General features: G+C 66.1%; 19 protein-coding genes. 13 read left to right on the forward strand and 6 right to left on the reverse strand.

Features of this window, described 5'->3' with window-relative positions; genetic code table 11:
- Positions 1–8: 8 nt before the first annotated feature.
- The 13 genes from HPY67_12625 (at position 9) to HPY67_12685 (ending at position 15183) form a co-directional block, all read left to right on the forward strand.
- Positions 9–911 (forward strand): glycosyltransferase, encoded by a 903-nt coding sequence (locus tag HPY67_12625; GenBank protein NPV05566.1) that lies wholly within the window; start codon positions 9–11, stop codon positions 909–911.
- Positions 908–1798 carry a class I SAM-dependent methyltransferase gene (locus tag HPY67_12630; GenBank protein NPV05567.1) on the forward strand — a complete coding sequence of 297 codons (891 nt, stop codon included), beginning with the start codon at positions 908–910 and terminating at the stop codon, positions 1796–1798. The genes HPY67_12625 and HPY67_12630 overlap by 4 nt, the downstream gene beginning before the upstream one ends.
- Positions 1799–1803: 5 nt before the next feature.
- Complete coding sequence (gene asnB / locus HPY67_12635) at positions 1804–3720, forward strand: asparagine synthase (glutamine-hydrolyzing) (GenBank protein ID NPV05568.1); 1917 nt, start codon at positions 1804–1806, stop codon at positions 3718–3720.
- Positions 3717–4940, forward strand: coding sequence for a glycosyltransferase family 4 protein (locus tag HPY67_12640; GenBank protein NPV05569.1), 1224 nt, complete (start codon positions 3717–3719; stop codon positions 4938–4940). The genes asnB and HPY67_12640 overlap by 4 nt, the downstream gene beginning before the upstream one ends.
- A 124-nt stretch (positions 4941–5064) precedes the next feature.
- Positions 5065–6564 carry a hypothetical protein gene (locus tag HPY67_12645; GenBank protein NPV05570.1) on the forward strand — a complete coding sequence of 500 codons (1500 nt, stop codon included), beginning with the start codon at positions 5065–5067 and terminating at the stop codon, positions 6562–6564.
- A gap of 25 nt (positions 6565–6589) precedes the next feature.
- A complete protein-coding gene (locus HPY67_12650; GenBank protein NPV05571.1) occupies positions 6590–7273 on the forward strand; it encodes a WbqC family protein in 684 nt (227 codons plus the stop codon).
- Positions 7270–7893, forward strand: coding sequence for a PIG-L family deacetylase (locus HPY67_12655; GenBank protein ID NPV05572.1), 624 nt, complete (start codon positions 7270–7272; stop codon positions 7891–7893). The genes HPY67_12650 and HPY67_12655 overlap by 4 nt, the downstream gene beginning before the upstream one ends.
- A gap of 105 nt (positions 7894–7998) precedes the next feature.
- Positions 7999–9099, forward strand: a complete 1101-nt coding sequence (locus HPY67_12660) for a DegT/DnrJ/EryC1/StrS family aminotransferase (protein ID NPV05573.1) — start codon at positions 7999–8001, stop codon at positions 9097–9099.
- Positions 9093–10244 carry an undecaprenyl/decaprenyl-phosphate alpha-N-acetylglucosaminyl 1-phosphate transferase gene (locus HPY67_12665; protein NPV05574.1) on the forward strand — a complete coding sequence of 384 codons (1152 nt, stop codon included), beginning with the start codon at positions 9093–9095 and terminating at the stop codon, positions 10242–10244. Before HPY67_12660 ends, HPY67_12665 begins: the two co-directional genes overlap by 7 nt.
- Positions 10245–10335: 91 nt before the next feature.
- Positions 10336–11355, forward strand: a complete 1020-nt coding sequence (locus tag HPY67_12670) for an NAD(P)-dependent oxidoreductase (protein NPV05575.1) — start codon at positions 10336–10338, stop codon at positions 11353–11355.
- Positions 11352–12257 (forward strand): decaprenyl-phosphate phosphoribosyltransferase, encoded by a 906-nt coding sequence (locus HPY67_12675; GenBank protein NPV05576.1) that lies wholly within the window; start codon positions 11352–11354, stop codon positions 12255–12257. Before HPY67_12670 ends, HPY67_12675 begins: the two co-directional genes overlap by 4 nt.
- A gap of 91 nt (positions 12258–12348) precedes the next feature.
- Complete coding sequence (locus HPY67_12680; GenBank protein NPV05577.1) at positions 12349–13377, forward strand: NAD-dependent epimerase/dehydratase family protein; 1029 nt, start codon at positions 12349–12351, stop codon at positions 13375–13377.
- An 18-nt stretch (positions 13378–13395) separates the two neighbouring features.
- Complete coding sequence (locus HPY67_12685) at positions 13396–15183, forward strand: hypothetical protein (GenBank protein NPV05578.1); 1788 nt, start codon at positions 13396–13398, stop codon at positions 15181–15183.
- A 184-nt stretch (positions 15184–15367) separates the two neighbouring features.
- On the opposite strand, the gene HPY67_12690 is transcribed toward HPY67_12685, so the two are convergent.
- The 6 genes from HPY67_12690 to pyrR form a co-directional block, all read right to left on the reverse strand.
- Entirely contained in the window at positions 15368–17440 is a 2073-nt protein-coding gene (locus HPY67_12690; protein ID NPV05579.1) for a glycine--tRNA ligase subunit beta, read from the reverse strand.
- Between the two features lie 159 nt (positions 17441–17599).
- On the reverse strand, positions 17600–18478 hold the full coding sequence (gene glyQ, locus HPY67_12695) for a glycine--tRNA ligase subunit alpha (protein NPV05580.1): 879 nt from the start codon (positions 18476–18478) through the stop codon (positions 17600–17602).
- 235 nt (positions 18479–18713) lie between these two features.
- On the reverse strand, positions 18714–19457 hold the full coding sequence (recO, locus tag HPY67_12700; GenBank protein ID NPV05581.1) for a DNA repair protein RecO: 744 nt from the start codon (positions 19455–19457) through the stop codon (positions 18714–18716).
- Between the two features lie 66 nt (positions 19458–19523).
- Complete coding sequence (locus tag HPY67_12705) at positions 19524–20822, reverse strand: dihydroorotase (protein NPV05582.1); 1299 nt, start codon at positions 20820–20822, stop codon at positions 19524–19526.
- A complete protein-coding gene (locus tag HPY67_12710) occupies positions 20819–21742 on the reverse strand; it encodes an aspartate carbamoyltransferase catalytic subunit (protein NPV05583.1) in 924 nt (307 codons plus the stop codon). The genes HPY67_12705 and HPY67_12710 overlap by 4 nt, the downstream gene beginning before the upstream one ends.
- Positions 21743–21848: 106 nt before the next feature.
- Entirely contained in the window at positions 21849–22388 is a 540-nt protein-coding gene (gene pyrR, locus HPY67_12715) for a bifunctional pyr operon transcriptional regulator/uracil phosphoribosyltransferase PyrR (protein ID NPV05584.1), read from the reverse strand.
- Between the last annotated feature and the right edge of the window lie 374 nt (positions 22389–22762).

A 22762-nucleotide genomic window follows, 5' to 3' on the forward strand; every position in this document is an offset into this window, starting at 1 on the left:
GGACCGTCATGGACCCGCACGAAACGATCACCGCCGTCATCGTCACCTTCAACAACCCCGGGATGCTTCGGGATCTCCTGGAGGACCTGCGCCGTCAGAGCCTCGAGCCGTACCGCATCATCGTGGTGGACAACTCCACACGGTGCGGCTCGAATCCCCTCCCCGGGGCACTGCGGGGAATCGACTATCTGAAGATGGCACGCAACGAGGGATCCGCCGGCGGGTTTCACGAGGGCCTGCGGCTGGCCCTGGACGGGGCCGACGCCATCCTGACCCTCGACGACGACGTCCGGATGCCCCCCGATGCCCTGGAATCCCTCTATCGGGGCCTCAGGGATCTCGAGGGACGCGAAGACCGAGTGGGCGCCGTGCGCGCCGTCGGCCCGAACCACCCGGACGCCGCCCCGACGCCCATCGCGTGCTTCGCCTGGCGGGGGACGCTCATGCGGGCCGAGGCCGTGCGGCAGGCGGGCCTTCCCCGGAAGGACTACTTCCTCTACGCCGACGACGCGGAGTACGCGCTGCGCATGGCCGCCTGCGGATGGCGATTCTTCTGGGTCCCCGGCAGCCTCATCGTGGAGACGCGCAAGGACGACAAGCAGTCGCTGCGCATCTTCGGACGCGGCGTGACCTGTTACACCGAGTCATACCGCTTCTACTACGCCGTGCGGAACTCCATCCACGCGTACCGCACGCACGGGCGCCGGGCCGAACTGCGGCACACGCTGGCCTACGCCGTCAAGATGGCCCTCGTGCTGCCTTTCGTCCGCGGGGGGGAAAGCGGCAGGGCGAAGGCGATCCTCAAGGGTCTGCTCGACGGCTACCGGTCAAGACTCGGGACGCGGGCGGAGTATCGCCCCGCCGAGACCCCGGCCGAACCCCTGCTGCGGCCCTCGGAGGCCTGGCGATGAACCGGCCCGTGGAGTCCCGACGGTGCCCCTACTGCCGGGGGCAGGCACGGCCCCTTGCCGCCGTCGGCGGGCGGCGCTTATTCGAATGCCCGCACTGCCGGCTCGTGTTTCGCGACGGTCTCTGCGGGCCGGAGGAAGCCGCACGGGAACGCCGATACTACGAGAACGACTACTTCCGGGAGCTTGCCTGGGATCAGATCGAGGGCTACCGGGACGGGATTTACCGAGAGGCGCTGGACCGGATCGAGGGGCAGGTGGGGCGCGGGCGGCTTCTCGACGTGGGCTGCGGCTGCGGGTTCTTCCTCCGCGAGGCGCTGCATCGCGGCTGGGACGCGGCGGGGGTCGACCCCTCGCGGGAGTCGATCGATTACCTTCGCAGGACGATCGGGGATGCGGGCTTTGAAGGGACCCTCGAGGACGTCGACCCGGGGACCCGGTACGATGCGATCACGATGATCAACGTGCTGGATCACCTCGTCGACCCGTGGGAGGACGTGACCCGGGCGGCCGCGCTCCTGCGGGCAGGCGGGCTGCTCTACGTGAGGGTGCCCAACGGCCCGTTTCACATGGCTCTTTTCCGGCTGCTGCAATCCTGCGGGCTCGGCGGCGGCGCCGGGCGGTTCGTGGTGTTTCACAACTATGCCCTGTCGGCGGGGTGGCTCGCGGGCATGCTCGCCGACCGGGGGTTCGCGCCGGTCGAAATCCGCAACGCGGGCCTTTCCGGATTCAGCGGATACCGAGGGCGCACGGGACGGGTGAGGGTTCTGCGCGCGCTTCGGCGGGCGGCGTGGCACGGGGCGAAATCCGCCGAGCGGCTCAGCGCGGGCAGGCTCCTCTGGGGACCCTCCCTGGAGGTGACGGCACGAAAGAAAATGGACAGGGTCTGAATGTCATGTGCGGCATCTGCGGGGCGGTGACGACAAACGGCAGCCGGGTCGACGAGGCGGTCCTTCGAAGCATGACCGACGTGATGACCCACCGGGGGCCCGATGCGTCGGGGGTCTACCTGCGGCACGGGCACGGGGTGTCGGTGGGGCTCGGCCACCGCCGGCTCTCCATCATCGACCTCTCCGAGGCGGGCCGGCAGCCCCTGTCCAACGAGGACGGCACCGTGTGGCTCGTCTTCAACGGCGAGATCTACAACCACCCGGAGCTCCGCAGGGAACTCGAGGCCAGGGGACACCGCTTCCGCTCGAGCACGGACAGCGAGGTCATCGTCCACCTCTACGAGGAGGAGGGGGCCGACTGCGCGCGGCGGCTCGCGGGCATGTTCGCCTTCGCCGTGTGGGACGAACGGGCGGGGACGCTCGTCCTGGGCCGCGACCGCGTCGGCATCAAGCCCCTTGTCTGGTGGCACGGCGGCGACACCCTCGTCTTCGCCTCGGAGATCAAGTCCGTCCTGCGGCACCCCGCCGTGGAGAGGCGGATCGACTGGCAGGCGCTCGGGCTCTACCTCACGTTCAACTACATCCCCGCACCCTGGACCATCTTCCAGGGCATCCGGAAGCTGCCGCCCGGGCAGACCCTCGTCTTCCGGGACGGCGCTCCGAGCGTCAGCGAATACTGGAACATCGACGGCAGGCGGGATGCAGGCCGCGGCGAGGCGGGTTTCGAGGATCAGAAGCAGCAGCTGTTCGAGACCCTCGATGCCGCGGTGCGGCGCCACATGGTCGCCGACGTCCCCGTGGGGGCCTTTCTCAGCGGCGGCATCGACTCGAGCATCATCGTGGGCCTCATGGCGAGGCACTCCCCCCGGCCCGTGCAGACCTACACCATCGGCTTCGCGGACATGCCTCTCTTCGACGAGCGTGCGTACGCCCGCGATGCGGCCCGCTTCCACGGCACGGAGCACCGCGAGATCGTTCTGACCGCCCGCGACGTCCTGGAGGCCGTCCCGTCGGTCCTCGCGTCCTTCGACGAGCCCTTCGCCGACTCCTCGGCGCTTCCCACCTGCATCGTGGCCCGCGAGACGGCGAGGAGCGTCAAGGTGGCCCTCTCGGGCGACGGCGGCGACGAGCTCTTCGCCGGCTACCGCATGTATGCCGGCGAGCGCTGGGCCTCGCTCTACAACCGGATCCCGCGCGCCCTGCGCAGGCATCTCATCGAACCCGCGGCCGCATGGCTTCCCGATTCCCGTGAGACCCTGCTGACCGATTACGCGCGCCGCCTGAAGAAGTTCGTCCGGGGCGCGGGACAGCCCTTCGAGAGACGATTTCTTGCGTGGAACGAGATCTTCGACCGCGCCGCCCGGGAGGAGCTTCTGCAGAAGCGGCCCGAGGTGGATTTCTCGCTGGGCGAGCACATCCTCCGCGAGCGGCTCCGGGAGCGCGACGACGACGCCGTCAACCGGATGCTCTGGGCCGACGTGAAGGAATCGCTGCCCGGCGACATGCTCAAGAAGGTCGACCACATGAGCATGCTGAACTCCCTGGAGGTCCGCGTGCCCTTTCTGGATCACCGGGTCTGCGAGCTGGCCTTCACCATCGGAGGGGACCGGAAGCTGCGCAACGGCCGGGGCAAGTTCATCCTCGTGGAGACCTTCAAGGACCTGCTGCCGCCCGCGCTGCACAGGCGTCCGAAATGGGGCTTCGAGATGCCGGTTGCGGCCTGGCTCCGGAGCGAGCTCGGCGGGCTGATCGACGAGACGCTGGAGGCGGCCCGTCTTCGGCGCCAGGGGATCTTCGATGCGCGGGCCGTCGCCGGGATCGTCGAGGACTTCCGCGAAAGGCGAAGGGACACCTCGTGGCAGCTCTGGAACCTCGTGGCCTTCCAGGTCTGGCACGAAACATACATGGCGGGAAGCGTATGAGCCGGATCCGCGTCATCCACGTCATCACCCGCTTCGACAAGGGCGGCTCCGCCGAGAACACGTACCTCACCTGCATGGGCCTCGACCCGGAGCTCTACGACGTCCGGCTGGTCATCGGGCCGTCGGACGAGTCCGCCATGGGGCCGGAGGAAACGGCCTGCGTGGAGGAAAACCTCGCCCGTCTCCGTGCCCGGGGAGTCAAAATCCTGACCCTGGCCGGGCTGGTCAGGCGGGTGAGCCCCGTCAAGGACCTGGTCACCCTGCTTGCCCTCTGGCGGCTCTTCCGCCGGGAGCGTCCCCGTATCGTCCACACCCACACATCGAAGGCGGGGATCCTCGGCCGCTGGGCGGCGTGGCTGGCGGGGGTCCCGGTTGTCATCCACACGCCGCACGGCCACGTCTTCTGGGGGTATTTCGGCCCGGCCAAGACCCGCTTCTTCATTTTCCTCGAGAAGCTCTCCGCCCTTGTCACGGACCGGCTCGTCATGCTCACGGACCAGGAGCGGATCGATCACCTGCGCGTCGGCATCGCACCCGAAGAGGCGTTCGTCACGATCCACAGCGGCGTCGACCTGGCGCCGTTCATGGCGGCGAAGGCGGCAAGGGACGAGGCGCGGCGGGCCCTCGGCATCCCCGACGGGGCGTTTGCCGTGGGCACCGTGGGACGGCTCACGGCCATCAAGGGCCCCGGGGTCCTCGTCGATGCGGCCCGCAGGGTCATCGGCCGTCACCCGGACAGCGTGTTCGTCTTTTTGGGCGCGGGCGAGCTGCTGGAGGCACTGCAGGCCCGTGCCGCAGACCTTGGGATCGCGGCGAACGTGCGCTTCGTGGGATGGCGTCCCGACGCGGCGCGCCTGATGAGCGCCCTGGACTGCTTCGCCTTCCCGTCGATCAACGAGGGGATGGGCAAGGCGCTCGTCGAGGCCATGGCCCTGGAAAAGCCCGTCGTCGCAAGCCGCGTGGGCGGCATCATCGACCTCGTCGACGACGGGGTCAACGGGTTTCTCGTCCCGGCGGGGGACCCGCAGGCCCTGGCCGAGCGCATCCTGTTTTGCCTGGAAAACCCCGAGACGGCCCGCCGCATGGCCCGCAGGGCCGCCGAGAAGGCGGCCGTCTACGGCTCTGCGGCCATGGTCCGGAAGATCGAGGCCCTCTATGCCGAATTCGCCCCGCGCCCGGAGGGCCTCGAGGCCCCGGCACGCTGCCTCGCCGATCCGTGAGGGCCCCAAGGCACCCTACTCCCTCCTGATATCCCCCTCATTTTTTTTCGCTTAACGCATCAATCTGGCAAGGGTTTTGCTCATTCAGGGGCGAAGGAGAAAAACCCTTTTCCGGGGACATCCCATGGGCCTGAAGAAAAAGAACCTCGCGTTGATCTGTTCGATCGTCCTTGCGGCGGCCCTCGCGGCATCAGCCGATGCGGCGCCCGATGCGCAGCAGGAGACGCGGACCGGTCTTACGCCGGCACGGGGTCTCATCGACCTGCGCTCGAGCTTCAGCGACGGCGCCTACGACGTGGAGACGCTCGTCCGGATGGCCAGGGAGCGGGGGTTTTCCGTCGTCGTCATCAATGACCATGACCGCATGGCCCTGGAATACGGCCTGCCCCCGCTTCGCAACCTCGTCAAGAAACGCGAGGAGAAGGGATCCATCAACCGCTGGGGGGCCTCTTCCTGGCTGCATGCGATCCGGGAAGCGGAGAAGAAATACCCCGACATGATCGTCATCCCGGGCACCGAGACGGCGCCCTTCTACCACTGGACCGGGAGCCCCATCACGGGCGATCTGACCGCCTGGAACCACGAGCGGCGCATCCTGACGGTCGGGCTCGACACCCCCGAGGACTACGAGACGCTGCCCGTTCTCCACAACGGCTTCTCGACGCGGTGGATGAACCTGGCCCTGCCGGGCATCTTCGCGCTCCTGGCGGCCCTGGCGGTGGGGGTGGTCATGACCCGCTGGAAGGGCCACTACCGCATCGCCGGCATCGCCGTGGCCGTGCTGAGCGTGGCCTTTATCGCCAACAGCGACCCTTTCCGAAGCTCGCCCTTCGACCCGTACAGGGGGGATCAGGGGATCGCCCCCTGGCAGCTGCTCATCGACGACGTGCGCGGCAAGGGCGGCCTCACCTTCTGGAACCATGTGGAAACACAGTCCGGCGTGCGGGAGATGGGGCCCATCAAGGTTCACACGGCGCCTCACCCCGAGGTCCTCGACGAGTCGAGGGGCTACACCGGCTTTGCCGTCCTGTACGGCGACACCGTCACGGTGACCGAGCCCGGCGGGCTGTGGGACCGGCTGCTGTCGGACTACTGCCGGGGGTACCGCGAGCACCCCGCCTGGGGCATCGCCACGGCCCACTACCACAAGGAAAACGAAGCCGGCGAGCAGCTGGGGAACTTCCAGACGGGCTTCTTCGTGGAGAAGCTCACCCGCAAGGACGTCCTGGAGGCCCTGCGCACGGGCAAGACCTACGCCTACCGGGGACGGTACCCGCAGTTCGCCCGCCTCGACGAGTTCTCCGTTTCCTCGGCCGACGGGGGCAGCCGGGCCATCTCGGGCGAGCAGATCGCCCTGAAGGGAAACCCCGTCATCCGGGTCCGGATCTCGGGGGATGCCGGGTCCTCGGCACCCGTCCGGGTGCGGCTGATCCGATCGGGCGAGCTCGTCAAGGTCTTCGAGGGGCCGCTGCCCCTGGAGATTCACTACGAGGACGAGTATTTCAGGCCCGGCGAGCGAGCGTTCTACCGGGTCGACATGCAGGAGTACGGGACCCTGGTGTCGAACCCCATATTCGTCGACTACCGCATGAATCTCGACGTGAAACAGGCCACGGGGGGCTGAGCCTCCGGCGTAAAGGGGCATCGCGATGATCGTCTCCGTGCACCAGCCGCAGTACCTTCCCTGGCTGGGCTATTTCGACAAGATCGACCGGGCGGACGTCTTCGTCCTGCTCGACACGGTGCAGTACAAGAAGAACGAGTGGCAGAACCGCAACCGGATCAAGACGGCCCAGGGCCCGCAGTGGCTCACGGTGCCCGTCACGTACCGCTACCCCCAGCGCATCTGCGAGGTGGGGGTCAACAGCCGCGAGCGCTGGCAGCACCGGCAGCGCCAGGCCCTGGCCACGAATTACCGCAGGGCGCCCCACTGGGGGATCCTGGAGGATTTCTTCGAGGACCTCTTCTCGCGAAGCTGGGAAACGGTCGCCGCGCTCAACATCCACGTCGTCAGGCGCCTGGCCGCTCTTTTGGGGATCACGACCCCGATTTACGTGGCCTCCGAGCTGGGGTCGTTCCCCGAGGACCCCGATGAGCGCCTCATCGCGCTGACGAAGCACTTCGGGGCGGGGACCTACCTGGCCGGAAGCGGCGGCCACGGCTACATGGACCTGTCGAAGTACGAGCGGGCGGGCATCGAGGTCGTCTTCCAGGACTATCGTCATCCCCGGTACGACCAGCTCTTCGGGGCCTTCGAGTCCCACCTGTCCGTCATCGACCTGATCTACAACCACGGGGAGGCGAGCCTCCCCATCCTGAGGGGGCTGTCGTGAAGATCCTGGCCATCGGCGCCCATCCCGACGACATCGAGATCGGCTGCGCCGGCAATCTGCTGAAGTACGCCCAGGCGGGCTGTCACCACGACATCTACCTGCTCGTCATGTCCAACGGCGCCCGGGGCGGCGAGGCGGAGGTGCGCAGGCAGGAGCAGGAACGCGCGGCGGCGCTGCTGGGGGCGAAGGACCTGATCTGGGGCGGGTACAACGACACGGAGCTCTCCCCCCACATGAACCGGATGGTGTGCGACATCGAGGTGCTCATCCGGAAGATCGGCCCCGACTTCATCTTCGTCAACTGCGGCAACGACACGCACCAGGATCACCGCTCGCTGAGCAAGGCCACCGTCTCGGCCACGCGCTACGTGAAGAACGTCCTGTTCTACGAGGTCCCCACGACGGTGAACTTCAGCCCGCTGGTCTTCGTCGACATCAAGGACACGCTCCCGAAGAAGATCGACGCGCTGCTGGCGCACCGGTCCCAGGTGATGAAGACCAACATCGAGGGCCTCTCCATCACGGACGTGGCGACCTCGACGGCCGTCTTCCGCGGCATCCAGGGCAGGGTCCAGTATGCGGAGGGGTTCGTGCCGCTGCGGCTGTTCGTGAACATGTGAAGGACGAAATCCCCCTCTTTCCCCTTTGACAAGGGGGATGTCAGGGGGATTGGATCCCCCCGGGCTTTTTTGCTTGGGCGGGTGATTCCAGAAGGCGACATCACCATGATCCCCCATTCCCGGCCCTCCATCGACGAGGAAGACGCACGCGAGGTCCAGCGGGTCCTGCTCTCCGGGCAGCTCGCCCAGGACGGGGAAGTCGCCCGCTTCGAGAGCCGCATGGCCTCGTATGTCGGCGTCCGGGGGGCCGTGGCGGTGAGCTCGGGATCGGCGGCGCTGCACCTGGCCCTGCTGGCTCTGAGGGTGGGCCCGGGTGACGAGGTCCTCGTGCCGAGCTACGTCTGCCCGGCCGTGCTCAACGCCGTGCTCCACACGGGGGCCGCCCCGGTGGTGGCCGACATCGAGCCTGCGACCTTCAACCTCTCGGCCGGCGACGCGCGGCGGCGGATCACCCCGAGAACCCGTGCCGTCATCGTCCCCCACATGTTCGGGACCCCGGCCGACCTGGATGCCCTGAACTCGCTGGGCGTGCCCGTCGTGGAGGACCTGGCCATGTCCCTGGGGAGCCGCTGGCGCGGCAAGCGCACAGGAGGCTACGGGTCACTCGCCGTCTGTTCCTTCTACGCCACGAAGATGATGGCCACCGGCGAGGGCGGCATGGTGCTGGGCAACGACGAGACCCTTCTCGCGGAGGTCCGCGACCTGCGTGCCATGGACGAGAAGGAGCAGTTCCGCGTCCGCTACAACTGCAAGATGACGGACCTGCAGGCGGCCCTCGGGCTGAGCCAGCTGCGGAAGCTCGCCGGCTTCATCGCCCGCCGACGGGAGATCGCCGACCTCTACGGCGACGTGCTGCGGGGCCTGGGCCTGCCTGTGCCCTTTGCGCCGGCCGACGGCGAGCCCGTCTGGTACCGGTACGTGCTGACGCTCGACGGGGACGCGGGGCCCTTCATCGACGAGATGCGGCGGCGCGGCGTGGAGTGCCGCAGGCCCGTCTTCAAGCCCCTGCACCGCTACCTCGGGCTTTCGGGGTATGAGGCCTCCGAAGAGGCCTGGCGCAGGGCCGTGTCGATTCCGCTGTACCCGGCTCTCGGCGCCGCCGAGATCGAAACCGTCGTGAAGGCGCTGCGGCTCGTGCTGCCGAGGCACTGCACGGAGCGGGCGCAGGAAAAAAGGCCCCTGGGACAGGCGAGCCGGGCATGCTGACCGCTCCATTCAGGCAGATTCTTCCGCGGCGGATCTTCTGGTTCGTGGCAACCATCGTGTCGTGCCTGCTCATCATTCCTGCCTTCAGCGATTTTTTCTTTCAGCTGGGCAAGCGCTGGCTCTACATCCTGCTGCTGTCGTGCTGTCTCGCGGGGGCGCTCACCCCCTTCATCATGTGGGCCGCCATGCGGCTCGACATCGTGGACGTCCCCGGGGGCCGCAAGATCCACGAGCGCAACACGCCGCTGCTGGGCGGGCTGGCGATCATCCTCGCCTTCAACGCATCGCTGTTCGCCAACATGATCCTCGATCACCAGATGCTCGTCGTGCTCGCGGGGGGCATCGTCGTGGCGATCGTCAGCGTCATCGACGACTGGCGCGACATCCCGGCCCGCTGGAAGCTCCTCGTCCAGCTGCTGGTCGTGGCGGTCATGATCCGTGAGGGGATCGTCCTCGACCTCTTCCCCAACGAGACGGTCTGGGGGTTCGCCCTGGACTCGTTCCTCACGGTGATGTGGATTGTGGGGATCACGAACTCCATGAACTTCATCGACGGGATGGACGGGCTGGCGGCCGGGGTCGCGGCCATCATCTCCCTGTTCCTCGGGATCGTCGCCTACCAGACGGGGCAGCCCACCATGGGGTGGATCGCCATCGCCATGCTGGGCAGCTGCCTGGGCTTCCTGCCCTACAATTTCAACATGAAGCGCGACGCGGGCATCTTCCTCGGCGACACGGGGAGCACCTTCGTCGGGTTCGTCCTGGCGGCGATCGCCGTCAAGGGCGAGTGGGCGGTCACGGACAACGAAATCGTCTCCTTCTCGGCGCCCGTCCTCATCTTCTGGGTCCTCATCTTCGACATGACCTACATCACCGTGGAGCGCATCGCGACCGGGAAGGTCCGCAGCTTCCGCGAGTGGATCGACTACGTCGGCAAGGACCACCTGCACCATAGGCTCTACGAGCTGCTCGGGGACAAGCGCAAGGTCGTCCTCTTCATCTACACCCTGTCCGCCACCCTGGGGATCAGCGCCATCGCCCTGCGCAACGCCCGGACGATCGACAGCATCCTGCTCGTGGGGCAGGCCTTTCTGATCACCGTGATCATCTCGATCATCGAGTACTCGGGCCGGCGGCATCACTGAACAGGATCGGGACGCGATTGCCGCGCCCCTCATGCACAGATCTTGCAAAAAAGCAGGCAGAAGAGCAAAGAAACCGATCAAGGAGTCCTGCATGAATGTGCTCATCACGGGTGTCCCGGGCTGGCTGGGAAACCGGTTTCTGGAGATTCTCCTCCGCGGGTTTGAAGGCAATCAGGGGCCCGTTCTGCCCTGGGACCGGATCCGGTGCGTCGTGGAGCCGGGGGTGGAAACCCGGGCCATCGAAGAACTGTCACCCGCGGTCGAGATCGCCCGGGCGGACATCACGCGGAATGCCCTGAAGGGCGTGTGCGAGGGCATGGACGTCCTGTTTCACATCGCGGGGATGATCCACCCGCCCCTGTTCCATGTCCGCCGTGTCTACGACGTCAACACGAACGGGACGCGCAACCTGCTCCACGCCGCGGCGGATGCGGGGGTGAAGCGGTTCGTCTACGTGAGTTCCAACTCGCCGGCGGGACTGAATCCATCGGCGCACGAGCTCTTCACGGAGGAATCGCCCTACAACCCCTACATGAATTACGGGTTGAGCAAATACTACGCCGAGCTGGAAGTCCGGCGGTTCCATGAGGCAGGGCGGATCGAGACCGTCATCCTGCGCCCCTGCTGGTTCTACGGTCCCTGCCAGCCGGCCCGCCAGACCCGGTTTTTCAAGATGATCGGCGGCGGGAAGCCCATCGTGTTCGGCAACGGGCAGAATCTCCGCTCCATGTCCTACGTCGACAACACCTGCCAGGCGCTCATCCTCGCCGCCCTGTCGGAGAAGGCCGCGGGGAACCTGTACTGGATTGCCGACCGGCGTCCCTACTCGATGCTGGAGATCTACGAGACCGTGGCGGACCTGCTGGGCGTGACCCTGAAGCCGCGGTTCGTTCCGGGGGCGCTCTCGGAACTGTGCAAGTGGACCGACGGGTGCCTGCAGTCGCTCGGCCTCTACGAGATGAATATCCATGTCGCCGGCGAGATGAACAAGAACATCGCCTGCAGCGTCGAGAAGGCGCGGGCCGATCTGGGGTACGAACCCGCGGTCGAACTGCGCGAGGGGATGCGGCGGTCCATCGCGTGGTGCAGGAGCAAGGGGCTGCTGCCATGATCCCTCGGACGCTGACCCTTTCGAACGGCGTCGTTTCCCATGTGGTCGTTTCCATGCGGCCCCATCACTGGGTGAAGAACGGCTTTATCTTCGCCCCGCTGATTTTCAGCAAGAAGCTCATGGACCTCCAGGCCAACTTGGAGCTCCTGGCCGGCTTCGTCCTGTTCTGCCTGGTGTCCGGCAGCGTCTACATCCTGAATGACGTCCTGGACCGGGCGGCCGACAGCGGCAACCCGGCCAAGCGGCATCGCCCCATCCCGGCGGGAAAGCTCTCCGCCGTCACCGCCCTCGCCGCCGCCGCGGCCGTCTCCGTTCCCTGCGTCGTCCTGGGCTTCGGGCTGGCCCGGGACTTCGGCGTCGTCCTGAGCGTCTACATCCTGGTCAACCTCGCCTATTCGGCATACCTGAAGCACGTCGTCATCGTCGACGTCTTCGTCATCGCACTGGGGTTCTTTCTGAGGATTCTCGGGGGAATCGTTCTGGTCAGGGCGGAGACCTCCGAGTGGGTCTACGTGGCCGCGATCTTTCTCACGCTGTTTCTCGGCTTCGGGAAGCGCCGGGCGGAGCTGCTCTCCGCCCGGAGCCCGGTGCGAGGGGGCACGCGCAGGGTGCTGGAGGAGTACAACGCCCCCTTTCTCGACAGCCTCCTCCTCATCACCGCGACGGGGGTGATCATCTCCTACATGCTGTACACCGTATCGGATTACGCCTACGGGAAGTTCGGGACCAAGGGCCTGCTGCTGTCCTCCATCTTCGTTCTCTACGGTCTCATGCGGTACTACTACCTGCTCTACGTGAAACAGCTCGGCGATTCACCCACGGAGGTGATCCTGACGGACGGGCCGCTGCTCGTCAGCGTTCTCCTCTGGGCCCTGTCGTCATCGGTCATCATTTACCGCTGAGGGAGTGAAACAGGGTATCTCCTGCAGCTCCCCGCGGCGACGGGAAAGCCGGGGCAGGCTGAATGCGAACGGAAGGATCAACGGAGTCCGTATGAATCTCATCACCGGCGGTTCCGGGTTCATCGGAATCAACATAGCGCGGCAACTGCTGTCGCGCGGCGAGGGGGTGCGCATTCTCGATCTAGCCGCCCCGGAAGGTGACCTGCCGCGGGGGCGCTGGGAATTCGTCCGGGCGGACGTACGGGACCGCGAGCGCGTGATCGAGGCCTGCCGGGGGGTCCGCAGGGTCTTTCACATCGCGGCCCTCGTTCCCATCTCCAAGGCCGGCCGGGCCTTCTGGGACGTCAATGTGGGAGGGACGAAGAACGTCCTGGACGGGGCGCTCCGGCACGGGGTTTCGAAGGTCCTCCACATGTCCTCCTCCGCCGTCCTGGGGGTCCGAAGGCCGAGCCCTCTCGACGAGACCGCCGCACTGGACCCGATCGGCGTCTACGCCCGTTCCAAGGCCGACGGCGAGGCCCTTTGTCTCGATTACAGGACGAAGGGGCTCGACATCTCCATCGTTCGCCCCCGCACCGTCATCGGGCCGGGCCGCCTGGGGATCTTTTCGATCCTCTTCGACTGGGTTCGCGCCGGAAAGACGATCTACCTCATCGGCCCCGGGACGAACCGGATCCAGTTCGTCGAGGTCTCGGAACTGGCCGACGCCTGCATCCGGATCGCGGAACGGGCATCGAATGATCTGTTCCACATCGGGACGGACCGCTTCGGGACCCTCCGCGACGATCTCGGGGCGCTCACGGCGCACGCGGGGTCACGATCGCGCATCCGGTCGATCCCCGCCGCGCTGGCCATTCCCCTGTTGCGGGCCCTGGACGCGATGCGCCTGTCGCCGCTGGCGGACTGGCACTACTACACCTATCACAAGGATTTCTTCTTCGATGTCGCCAAGGCGAGGACGCAGCTCGGCTGGCAGCCGCGCCTCAGCAATGCCGAGGCCCTCGCGGCATCTTACGACTGGTATGCGGCCCATCTCGACGCCGCGCACCGAAAGACCGGCACGACGCACCGTGCCTGGCTCCGGCAGGGAATCCTGCGCCTGCTGCGGGGTGTCTCCTGACCGGAGGGACCGCTTGCCATGATCTACTGGCATCAATACGCAGGGGATCCCCTTTCCCTGCTGCTCTATACGGAATGGTTTCCCTCCTGGAAGGTCGGGGCGCTGATCCTGCTTTTTTCTGCGATCCCGGCGTTTCTGCTTCTGCGGTCGGGTGAGCGCATCGGCGCGGCCCTGAAAAACAAGCTTGCCCTTGCCGTTGCCGCCGTTGCCTACCTGGGGACCTTCATCGCCACCCGCTTCTACCTCGACGAGGTCTTCGTCAACCTCGAACACGCCTACAACCTCCACCACCACGGCCTGTTCTCGTTCTCCCCGGCGAAGCCGGTGGCCGGGACTGTCGAATTTCTCTATTACCTCCTCCTTGCGCCTTTTGCCTTCAGTCACCTGTCGCTGCTCTACGCGGATTTCGCGCTCGGTCTCTTGATCGGGGGCCTGCACCTGGTGCTGCTCGACCGCTGCCTCGCAAGCCGGGACCTCGGCCTGCGGCTCGGCCTGCTCCTGCTTTTCGCCGCGAACCCCTCGCTCGTGAAGATCTTCTCCAACGGCTTCGGCGGGGGCCTCCTCTCGCTCGTGTTCTTCACCAGCCTCTGGTGCCACCTGGAGGGCAGGAGAGAGAGAGCCCTTTGGGCGGCCGCCGTGATGCCGCTCATCCGGCCGGATGCCGTCCTGTACAGCGCGTCGGTCTTCCTCGTGTCCTGGGCGCATGACCGGGTCGTGCCGGTGCGGCAGATCGCCGCTGCGCTGGGTGCTCTCCTGCTCTACAGTGCCCTGTGCCGATTCTTCTACGGCGTTTGGGTCCCGAACCCCATCGTCTTCAAGTCGTTCCGGCCCTGCCTGATTCCGCTCCTGAGCCTGTATGAGCTATGGCTGATCGGACTGTTTTTCGCGAAGCCCCAGCAGGCCCTCTTTACGCTGGTGGTCGCCTATGCGCTTTTCGTCCGCAACTTCGACGAGAAGAAGATCCGATGGCATTTTCTCGTGATGGGCGGCCTCTTCGTGTTCTACACGGCGACGGCCTACAACCCGGTCGGGGACGGGAGGTACTACGTCGGCTTCGAACTGATGCTGGCCGTTTTCGCCCTGCTGTACCTCGACCGTCAAGGGGTTCCCCCCGTCCTGGAGAGCCGGCGTCTCTTTTCCGCCGGGGGGTTCCGTCGGGCCCTCGGCATCGCACTCTGCCTGGCCGTCGTGCCGGGCCTCGGCGTCGCGACGATGCTGAGCGATCAGTCCCGGAGCCCCGGTGAACCGGCGCCGCCCTACACGGTGGGCGGCCAGATCGTCGACCGTCTCCTGCCTGACGGGTGGAGAGTCGCCACGACGGAACTCAACGCCTTCGGGTACATGAACGACCGGGAGATCGTGGATCTCTGGGGGTATACAAACCCCGCGATCGCCCGCAGCGATCTCTTCTCCCGATTGGGACGCATCCGGGTCAACCCGGACATCCTCCTGCGCGAGCGGCCCGAGGTGTTCTGGTACCGGACCTACGAAAACGCGAAGGCCCCGGATCGACTCCGGTTCGAGGAGGACCCGGAGAGGGCCTTCCACTTTGCGGCGAATCTCAGCCGGGAGCTCAACCAGGTGGGTGACCCCGTCGCCGTTGCGGGCGGCTATGACTTCGTGATCCTCGAGACAGACCGCTGGACGACGGTGCTCTTCATCCGAGCGGACCTCACCCGGGAGTTCCAACGACGGCTCGAGGACAACGGTTACCGCATCCGGAAAGAGCGGAGAATCGACACAGAAACGCTCAGAGCCTGGTACGAATCCCGCCCGGTGACGCTGTTCCGGTGCAGCGGAATCTGAGTTGAAACGTTTCCCCTCCTGCGGTTCATAGGAAGCGTCTCCCGCCGCGGCGGCGGGTGTGTGAACGCGTTTGCCGCAGGGACCCCGGGCAACGTAGGGCCATAAAAAAAGGATCGAAGAGTTATCTCCCCGATCCTTTGTTTGTGTGTCATCTTCGGGGGCCCGGATCCCGTGCCCCGCTTTCCTATTTTTCGGTCACGATCTTCGAGAAGTCCGCCACCTGGTGGAAGAGCTTCGACACGGCCTCGAGCAGCGAAAGGCGGTTGAACCTCACCTTCTCGTCCTTGGCCATGACGAGGACGGCCTCGAAAAAGTCGTCCACGGGCTTTCGCAGGCGGACCATCTCGAGCAGCGCCTCCCTGTAGTTGCCCGTCCCGATGAGGGCCTCGGCCTTCTTCCGGATCTCCGTGTAGGCGCTGTAGAGGGCCCCCTCGGCCTCGTGCTCGAAGAGCGCGGGGTCGACGCGGCCGTCCCGGAAGTCCTTCAGGATGTTGCTGACCCGCTTGAAGGCGACGGCCAGCGGTTCGAAGTCGGGGTTGCCCTTGGTGGCCTCGACGGCCTCGATCTTCTTGATGGCCTGCACGAGGTTCGTGAGGCCCGTGGCCAGCACGGCCTCCACCACGTCGTAGGGTCGCCCCTGGGAGACGAGCTGGTTCGCGAAGCGGCCCTTGAAGAACTCCAGGACGTCCCTCTTCGTCTCCTCGGCGGGGCGCTTGAGCTTCTTCGCGAGGATCGCGATGCTGCGGTCCACGAGCTCGGGCAGCTCGAGGGGGTAGCCCTTGTCGAGGATGATGTTGATGATGCCCAGGGCCTGGCGGCGCAGGGCGTAGGGGTCGGCCGTCCCCGTGGGGATCACGTTGATCCCGAAGAAGCCCACGATGGTGTCCGTCTTGTCGGCGATGCTCACGATGGCGCCTTCATCGGTCCGGGGCAGGTCGCCGCCGCCCGAGGTGGGCAGGTAGTGCTCGTAGACGGCCCTGGCGACGACGGGGTTTTCGCCCTGGATCAGGGCGTACTCGCGCCCCATGATCCCCTGCAGCTCGGGGAACTCGTAGACCATCTTCGTCTCCAGGTCGGCCTTGGCCAGCAGGGCCGTCCGGTCCACCGTGTCCTTGAGGGCGGGGTTCACCCGGTCGGCGATCCAGGCCGCCAGCTCGCGGAACTGCATGACCTTCTCGTACGACGTGCCGAGGGCCGAGTGGAAGACGACTTTCCTGAGCTGCTCGAAGTGCGTCATGAGGGGGGTCTTCTGGTCCTCCTCGAAGAAGAACTTCGCGTCGGCCAGCCGCGCCCGGATGACCTTCTCGTTGCCCCGGGCCACGACGGCGGGGTCCTTCGCCACGGTGTTGTTGATCGTCACGAAGTGCGCCATGAGATTGCCCGACCCGTCGACGACGGGGAAGTACTTCTGGTGGGCAATCATCGTCGTGATGAGCACGTCCTTGGGGAGCTTCAGGTAGTCCTTCTCGAAGTTGCCCAGCACCGCCGACGGGTACTCGACGAGGAAGGAGACCTCGCCGACGAGGTCCTCGTTCTCGAGGATCCTGCCGCCCACGGCGGCCGCGGCCTTGCAGGCCTCCTCGAGCAGGATCCGGCGCCGCTCCTCGGGGTCGACGAGCACGAAGCGCCTGCGCGTCTTGGCGAGGTAGTCCCTGAACCCCTTCACCTTGAAGGGCTTTGGGCTCATGAAGCGGTGCCCGCGGGACGTGTCGCCGCTCGTGATGTTCTCGATCCGGAACGGGATCACCTCGCCGCCGAAGAGGGCCACGATCCAGTGGATGGGCCGGGCGAAGCGGATCTCGAGGTTCATCCAGCGCATGGACTTCTTGAAGGGGATCGAGAGGATGAACCGGGGCAGCAGCGTCGGCAGCAGCTTCGCGGTCTCCTCGCCCTCGAGCTTCTTGCGGGCGCCGATGTACTCGCCCTTGTCGGTCGTGATGATCTCCACCTCGGAGATGTCGATGCCCTGTCCCTTCGCGAAGCCGAGGGCGGCCTTCGTGGGGTTGCCCTGCTCATCGTAGGCGACCTTCTTGGCAGGGCCGAGTTTCTCGATGAGCTGGTCCTCCTGCCTCTCGGCCACGCCGGCCACGCAGAGCGCAAGCCTGCGGGGTGTGGCCATGGCCTTGACCGCGCCGTGCCGGATCCGGTTCGCGGCGAACTCCTTCCGGATCATCTCCTCCATGTCCGCGATCGCCTTCGGCAGGAAGGCCGCGGGGATCTCCTCCGTCCCGATCTCGAGAAACAGCTCCTTCGGCATCAATCTACTCCATGAAATCGCTGCATGCGTGTATGTCGGATATGTCTTGTTTCGGTTGCATTTGAAATAATGGAACAATGGAATATTGGGGGTGAATGAAGAAGAATTCTTCTATTCAAAAAGCCCCATGGTTCCACCATTCCATCATTCCAATATTTCCTATTTGCGGAACTTCCCCATGAGCGGGAAGCCCATCTGCTCGCGCTGCTTGAGATAGCCCTCGGCGCTCAGGCGCGCGAGGTTGCGCACGCGGCCGATGTACGTGGTGCGCTCGGCGACACTGATGGCCCCCCGGGCGTCGAGCAGGTTGAAGGTGTGGGAGCACTTCAGGCAACAGTCGTACGTGGGCAGCACGAGGCCCCTCTCGGCCATCCGGATGCCCTCGGCCTCGTACATGTCGAAGATCTTGCGGAGCATCTCCACGTTGGCCTCTTCGAAGTTGTAATGCGACCACTCCACCTCGCCCCGGTGGTGGACGTCGCCGTACTTGATCCCGTGGCCCCACTCGAGCTCGTAGACGTTGTCGATGCCCTGGAGGTACATGGCGATGCGCTCGATGCCGTAGGTGATCTCGGCGCAGATGGGGTTGAGGTCGATGCCGCCCACCTGCTGGAAGTACGTGAACTGGGTGATCTCCATGCCGTCGAGCCAGACCTCCCAGCCCAGTCCCCAGGCGCCCACCGTGGGGGACTCCCAGTCGTCCTCGACGAAGCGGATGTCATGCTCCAGGGGGTTGATCCCGAAGCTTCGGAGCGAGTCCAGGTAGAGGTCCTGGATGTTCATGGGCGAGGGCTTCATGATGACCTGGTACTGGTAGTAATGCTGCAGCCGGTTGGGGTTCTCGCCGTAGCGGCCGTCGGTGGGGCGCCGGGAGGGCTCCACGTAGGCCACGTTCCAGGGCTCGGGGCCCAGGGAGCGCAGAAACGTCGCCGGGTTGAAGGTGCCGGCACCGACCTCGAGGTCGTAGGGCTGCTGCAGGATGCAGCCCTGGCCGGCCCAGTACTTGTCCAGAGCAAGAACCAATTCCTGAAAGGTCACGTCCGTCACCTCCCGCTGTGCGGCCCAAGGGGGCAGCCGGTTGATCGAAGAAACGCCCCGTCGCGCAAAACACCTGTTAAAACGGGGATCTGTCGAGCGCGACAAGTAGCACTAAGAGGGGGGTATGTCAACTAAAAAACGGGAAGCTGGGAAGTTGTGAAGTTGGGAAGCTTGGACAAACCGATGGCCGAACGCGTCCGTCCGGCTTTTCCGAACTTCTCAACTTCGTAGCTTCTCAACTTCTATCTGTATAGCGCTTCCGGATCTCCGCCAGGACGCCCGCGGACTTGAGCTCCCGGCCCGTGAGGTGGCGGATGAAGCAGCCGAGCACCTCCCGGCCCTCCCGCGCCATGGGTCCCGACAGCACGACGCGGGGCATCCTCACGAAGTCGATGTCCCGGCCCATCAGCAGGGTTCGCAGGGTGCCGGCGGAGACGGGGATGCTGTCGGGGCTGCTTGCGGCGCAGCGCGGGCAGCGGATCCCCCCTTCCCGGCAGTCGAACCGGGGCGACGCGATCATCTCCAGGGGCGCCCCGCAGGTGACGCACCGGTCCAGCACCGGCTCGAATCCCGCCGCCTTCAGGAGGCGCAGCTCGAAGAACCGCTCCGCCGTCTCGGTCATCCGGCCGGACTCGATGAAGTCGAGAAAATCCGCAAGAAGGTCGAAGAGCGGAAGGTTCTTCTTCCCCTCCACGGAGAAGTGCTCGGCGAGTTCCGCCACGCAGGCCGCCACGAGGGTCCGGTCGAGGTCCTCCCGGATGCCGGCGAAGTGCCGGATGACATCGGATCCCTCGATGAGGGCAAGCCCGCTGCGCCCCTTCCGGGAGAACAGCAGGGTGGTGAGCGAGAAGGGCTCCAGTGCGTTGGCGAAGCGCTTCCTGCTGCGCCGTGCGCCCTTGGCGATGCCCTTGAGCTTGCCGAAGTCGTCGGTGAGGAACGTGAGGATGCGGTCCGACTCGCCGTAGTCGAGCGACCGCAAAACGATCGCCCTTGTTTTCTGAGACGTCTTCATAGAGGCGACAGGGGAGAGGATTTGCCCCCGCCCTTACAGTTCGCTGTACTTGATCTCGCCCCCCACGATGGTGAGGACGGCCTTCGCGGGGAGCTTCCAGCCGTCGAAAGGCGAGTTGCGGCTCTTGGAGCGGAACTTCCGGATGTCCACCGTCCAGGCCTTCTTCGGGTCGATGACGGTCACGTCGGCATCGGCGCCCTTCTTCAGCGTTCCGCCGGGGATCCGCAGGACGCGGGCGGGATGCGCCGTCATCCGGGCGATGAGCTCCGACGGGGTCAGCACGCCCTCCTCCACCAGCTTCCAGCACAGCCCCAGCGAGGTCTCGAGGCCGACCATGCCGCTGGCGGCGTACTCGAACTCCACCTCTTTCTCGATGGCCGAGTGCGGGGCGTGGTCGCTGGCGATGACCTCGATCGTCCCGTCGCGCAGCCCCGCCCGGACGGCGGCCACATCCTCGGCGCTGCGCAGGGGCGGGTTGACCTTGCAGTTCGTGTCGAAGCCCTTGAGGGCCTCGTCGGTGAGCAGCAGGTACTGGGGGGCCGTCTCGGCCGTGACCCGGACGCCCCTCTCCCGGGCCTGCCGGATGATGCGCACGGCGCCGGCGGAGCTGACGTGGCAGATGTGGACCGAGGTGCCCACGTACTCGGCGATCAGGATGTCCCGCATCACCATGATGTCCTCGGCGATCGTGGGGATCCCCGGCATGCCCAGCTCCGTCGAGGCCAGGCCCTCGTTCATGAGCCCCCCCGTCGAGAGCTGCCGGTCCTCGCAGTGGGAGACGACGGGCATGTCCAGCGAGTGGGCGTACTCGAGGGCCCGCTTCATGAGGCCCGAGTGCATGACGGGCCTGCCGTCGTCGGAGAAACCGGCGGCGCCCGCCTCCTTGAGATCGCCGAACTCGGTGAGCACCTTCCCCTCGGAGCCCCTGCTGACGGCGGCGATGGGGTAGACGCGGGCCAGGCCCGCCTTCTGGGCCTGCCGCAGGATGAACTCCGTCACGGAGCGGTTGTCGTTGACGGGGTTGGTGTTGGGCATGCACGCGATGGACGTGAAGCCGCCCGCCACGGCCGCCGCGCACCCCGACTCGACGGTCTCCTTGTACTCGAAGCCCGGCTCGCGCAGGTGGGTGTGGATGTCGATGAGCCCCGGCACGACGAGCTTGCCCCGGACGTCGATCACCGTGAGGCCGGCATCCTTCCTCTTCCCCTTGCCGTCGTCCACGAGATTGCGCCCCGTCGCGGCGATCTTCCCCCCCTCGATGAGAACGTCCAGCACGTCGTCGATCTTCTGCGAGGGGTCGATGACCCGTCCCCCCCTGAGCAGCGTCGTCATGATTTGCCTCCCGACAAGAGATAGAGAAGGGCCATCCGCACGGCGACACCGTTGGTGACCTGCTCGAGGATGACCGAGTAGGGGCCGTCGGCGACCTCCGGCGAGATCTCGACGCCGCGGTTCATGGGGCCCGGGTGCATGATGAGGACGTCGTCTTTCGCCGCGGCGATGTTCGTGCGGTTCAGGCAGTAGTACCGCGCGTACTCCCGGAGCGAGGGGAAGAGGTTCGTCTCCTGCCGCTCGAGCTGGATGCGCAGCATCATGATGATGTCGGCGTCCCGGATGGCGTCCTCGAGCCTGTAGTGGACCTCGACGCCGAGGCGCTCGATGTACCGGGGCATCATGGTGATGGGGCCGCCCACGCTCACCTTCGCGCCCATCTTGGTGAGCCCGTAGATGTTCGAGCGGGCGACCCGGCTGTGGGCGATGTCCCCCACGATGGCCACCTTGAGGCCCGCGAGGCGCTTCTTCTTCTCCCGCATGGTCATCATGTCCAGCAGGGCCTGCGTGGGGTGCTCGTGCGCCCCGTCGCCCGCGTTGATGACGGACTGGCGGACCACCCGCGAGAGCATGTGGGGCGAGCCCGCGGCGCTGTGGCGCAGCACGATGATGTCCGGGTTCATGGCCTCGAGGTTGCGGGCCGTGTCGATGAAGGTCTCGCCCTTGACGACGCTGCTCGTCGAGGTGGCGATGTTGATCGTGTCGGCGCTCAGGCGCTTGGCGGCGATCTCGAAGGAGGTGCGCGTGCGCGTGCTGGGCTCGTAGAAGAGGTTCACCACGGTCACGCCGCGCAGGGTCGGCACCTTCTTGATCTCCCGCGTGGAGACGTCGATGAAGGAGTCCGCCGTGTCGAGGATGAGGTTGATCTCCTCGACGCTCAGCTCCTGGATGCCCAGGAGGTCTTTTCTGGCCAGCTTCATGTCGAAACCCCGTGGATGCGCAACAGGTTGCGGTGTTGTCGCTCAGCCCGCGGCGGCCGGGGCGCACCCGACGTCAGGGCCGTTTGGCTTGCAGCGTGCCGCTTTCTCAAAAGGCTTCTTCGATGATGACCGAGTCCGAGGTCTTGCGCTTCGAGAGCTTGACGAGCACCTCCTCCGAGTGGGACGAGGGGAGGTTCTTCCCGACGAAGTCCGCCCGGATCGGCAGCTCCCGGTGGCCGCGGTCGATGAGCACGGCCAGCTGGATGAGCGTGGGCCTGCCGAAGTCCATCAGGGCGTCCATGGCCGCCCGGATCGTCCGGCCGGTGAAGAGCACGTCGTCGACGAGGACGACCTTCCTGCCGTCGAGCGAGAAGGGGATGTCCGTCTTGCCGATCTGGCGTGCCCTGCCGGACTTCATGATGTCGTCCCGGTACAGCGTGATGTCGAGCTTGCCCACGGGCACGGGGACCCCCTCGATCTGGGAGATCTTCTTCCCCAGGCGCTCGGCCAGCAGGACGCCGCCCTTCTGAATGCCGACCAGGACGAGGTTCTCGACCCCCTTGTTCTTCTCGAGGATCTGGTAGGCCACCCTCGTCAGCGAGCGTTCGATCCCCTCGGCGTCCATGACGACTTTTCGCTTCTTCATGTCCCTCCTCTCCGCGTTCGGCGCCCTGCGGCCCTCCGGCACGCAAAAAAAAACCCTCCCTCATCCGGGAAGGCCCTGTTTTCTCGGCAGCCGACGAACAACGGTGACAGTCATGGTGGCGACCTTTTTCAATCTCTCCGGATTGCTCTTAAAAGGGCGTTGGTTCGTCTATAGCAGAGGCAGGGGGCGGAGTCAAGGAATCCGTGGCGGCCCGGCCGGTTTTGCCCTGCGCCTGCAGGGCCCTGACTCCTGCGCCGCCCCTCGTGCCCGCCCGGAAAAGAGGGTTGACATCCGGTGCCTTATCCATTACAGATAGGCCACTTCAACTTGTCAGGGTCGCTGCCCCAAGGCGATGGATGCGAGGTCTCGCTCCA

The sequence above is a fragment of the Syntrophaceae bacterium genome, assembly GCA_013177795.1.
Taxonomy (GTDB): domain Bacteria; phylum Desulfobacterota; class Syntrophia; order Syntrophales; family UBA2192; genus UBA2192.

What these genes read in the sequence shown, in the direction of transcription:
- HPY67_12625 (NPV05566.1), top strand. Translation starts at nt 9, where the DNA reads ATGGACCCGCACGAAACGATCACCGCCGTCATCGTCACCTTCAACAAC.
- HPY67_12630 (NPV05567.1), top strand. Translation starts at nt 908, where the DNA reads ATGAACCGGCCCGTGGAGTCCCGACGGTGCCCCTACTGCCGGGGGCAG.
- asnB (NPV05568.1), top strand. Translation starts at nt 1,804, where the DNA reads ATGTGCGGCATCTGCGGGGCGGTGACGACAAACGGCAGCCGGGTCGAC.
- HPY67_12640 (NPV05569.1), top strand. Translation starts at nt 3,717, where the DNA reads ATGAGCCGGATCCGCGTCATCCACGTCATCACCCGCTTCGACAAGGGC.
- HPY67_12645 (NPV05570.1), top strand. Translation starts at nt 5,065, where the DNA reads ATGGGCCTGAAGAAAAAGAACCTCGCGTTGATCTGTTCGATCGTCCTT.
- HPY67_12650 (NPV05571.1), top strand. Translation starts at nt 6,590, where the DNA reads ATGATCGTCTCCGTGCACCAGCCGCAGTACCTTCCCTGGCTGGGCTAT.
- HPY67_12660 (NPV05573.1), top strand. Translation starts at nt 7,999, where the DNA reads ATGATCCCCCATTCCCGGCCCTCCATCGACGAGGAAGACGCACGCGAG.
- HPY67_12665 (NPV05574.1), top strand. Translation starts at nt 9,093, where the DNA reads ATGCTGACCGCTCCATTCAGGCAGATTCTTCCGCGGCGGATCTTCTGG.
- HPY67_12670 (NPV05575.1), top strand. Translation starts at nt 10,336, where the DNA reads ATGAATGTGCTCATCACGGGTGTCCCGGGCTGGCTGGGAAACCGGTTT.
- HPY67_12675 (NPV05576.1), top strand. Translation starts at nt 11,352, where the DNA reads ATGATCCCTCGGACGCTGACCCTTTCGAACGGCGTCGTTTCCCATGTG.
- HPY67_12680 (NPV05577.1), top strand. Translation starts at nt 12,349, where the DNA reads ATGAATCTCATCACCGGCGGTTCCGGGTTCATCGGAATCAACATAGCG.
- HPY67_12685 (NPV05578.1), top strand. Translation starts at nt 13,396, where the DNA reads ATGATCTACTGGCATCAATACGCAGGGGATCCCCTTTCCCTGCTGCTC.
- HPY67_12690 (NPV05579.1), bottom strand. Translation starts at nt 17,440, where the DNA reads ATGCCGAAGGAGCTGTTTCTCGAGATCGGGACGGAGGAGATCCCCGCG.
- HPY67_12705 (NPV05582.1), bottom strand. Translation starts at nt 20,822, where the DNA reads ATGACGACGCTGCTCAGGGGGGGACGGGTCATCGACCCCTCGCAGAAG.
- HPY67_12710 (NPV05583.1), bottom strand. Translation starts at nt 21,742, where the DNA reads ATGAAGCTGGCCAGAAAAGACCTCCTGGGCATCCAGGAGCTGAGCGTC.
- pyrR (NPV05584.1), bottom strand. Translation starts at nt 22,388, where the DNA reads ATGAAGAAGCGAAAAGTCGTCATGGACGCCGAGGGGATCGAACGCTCG.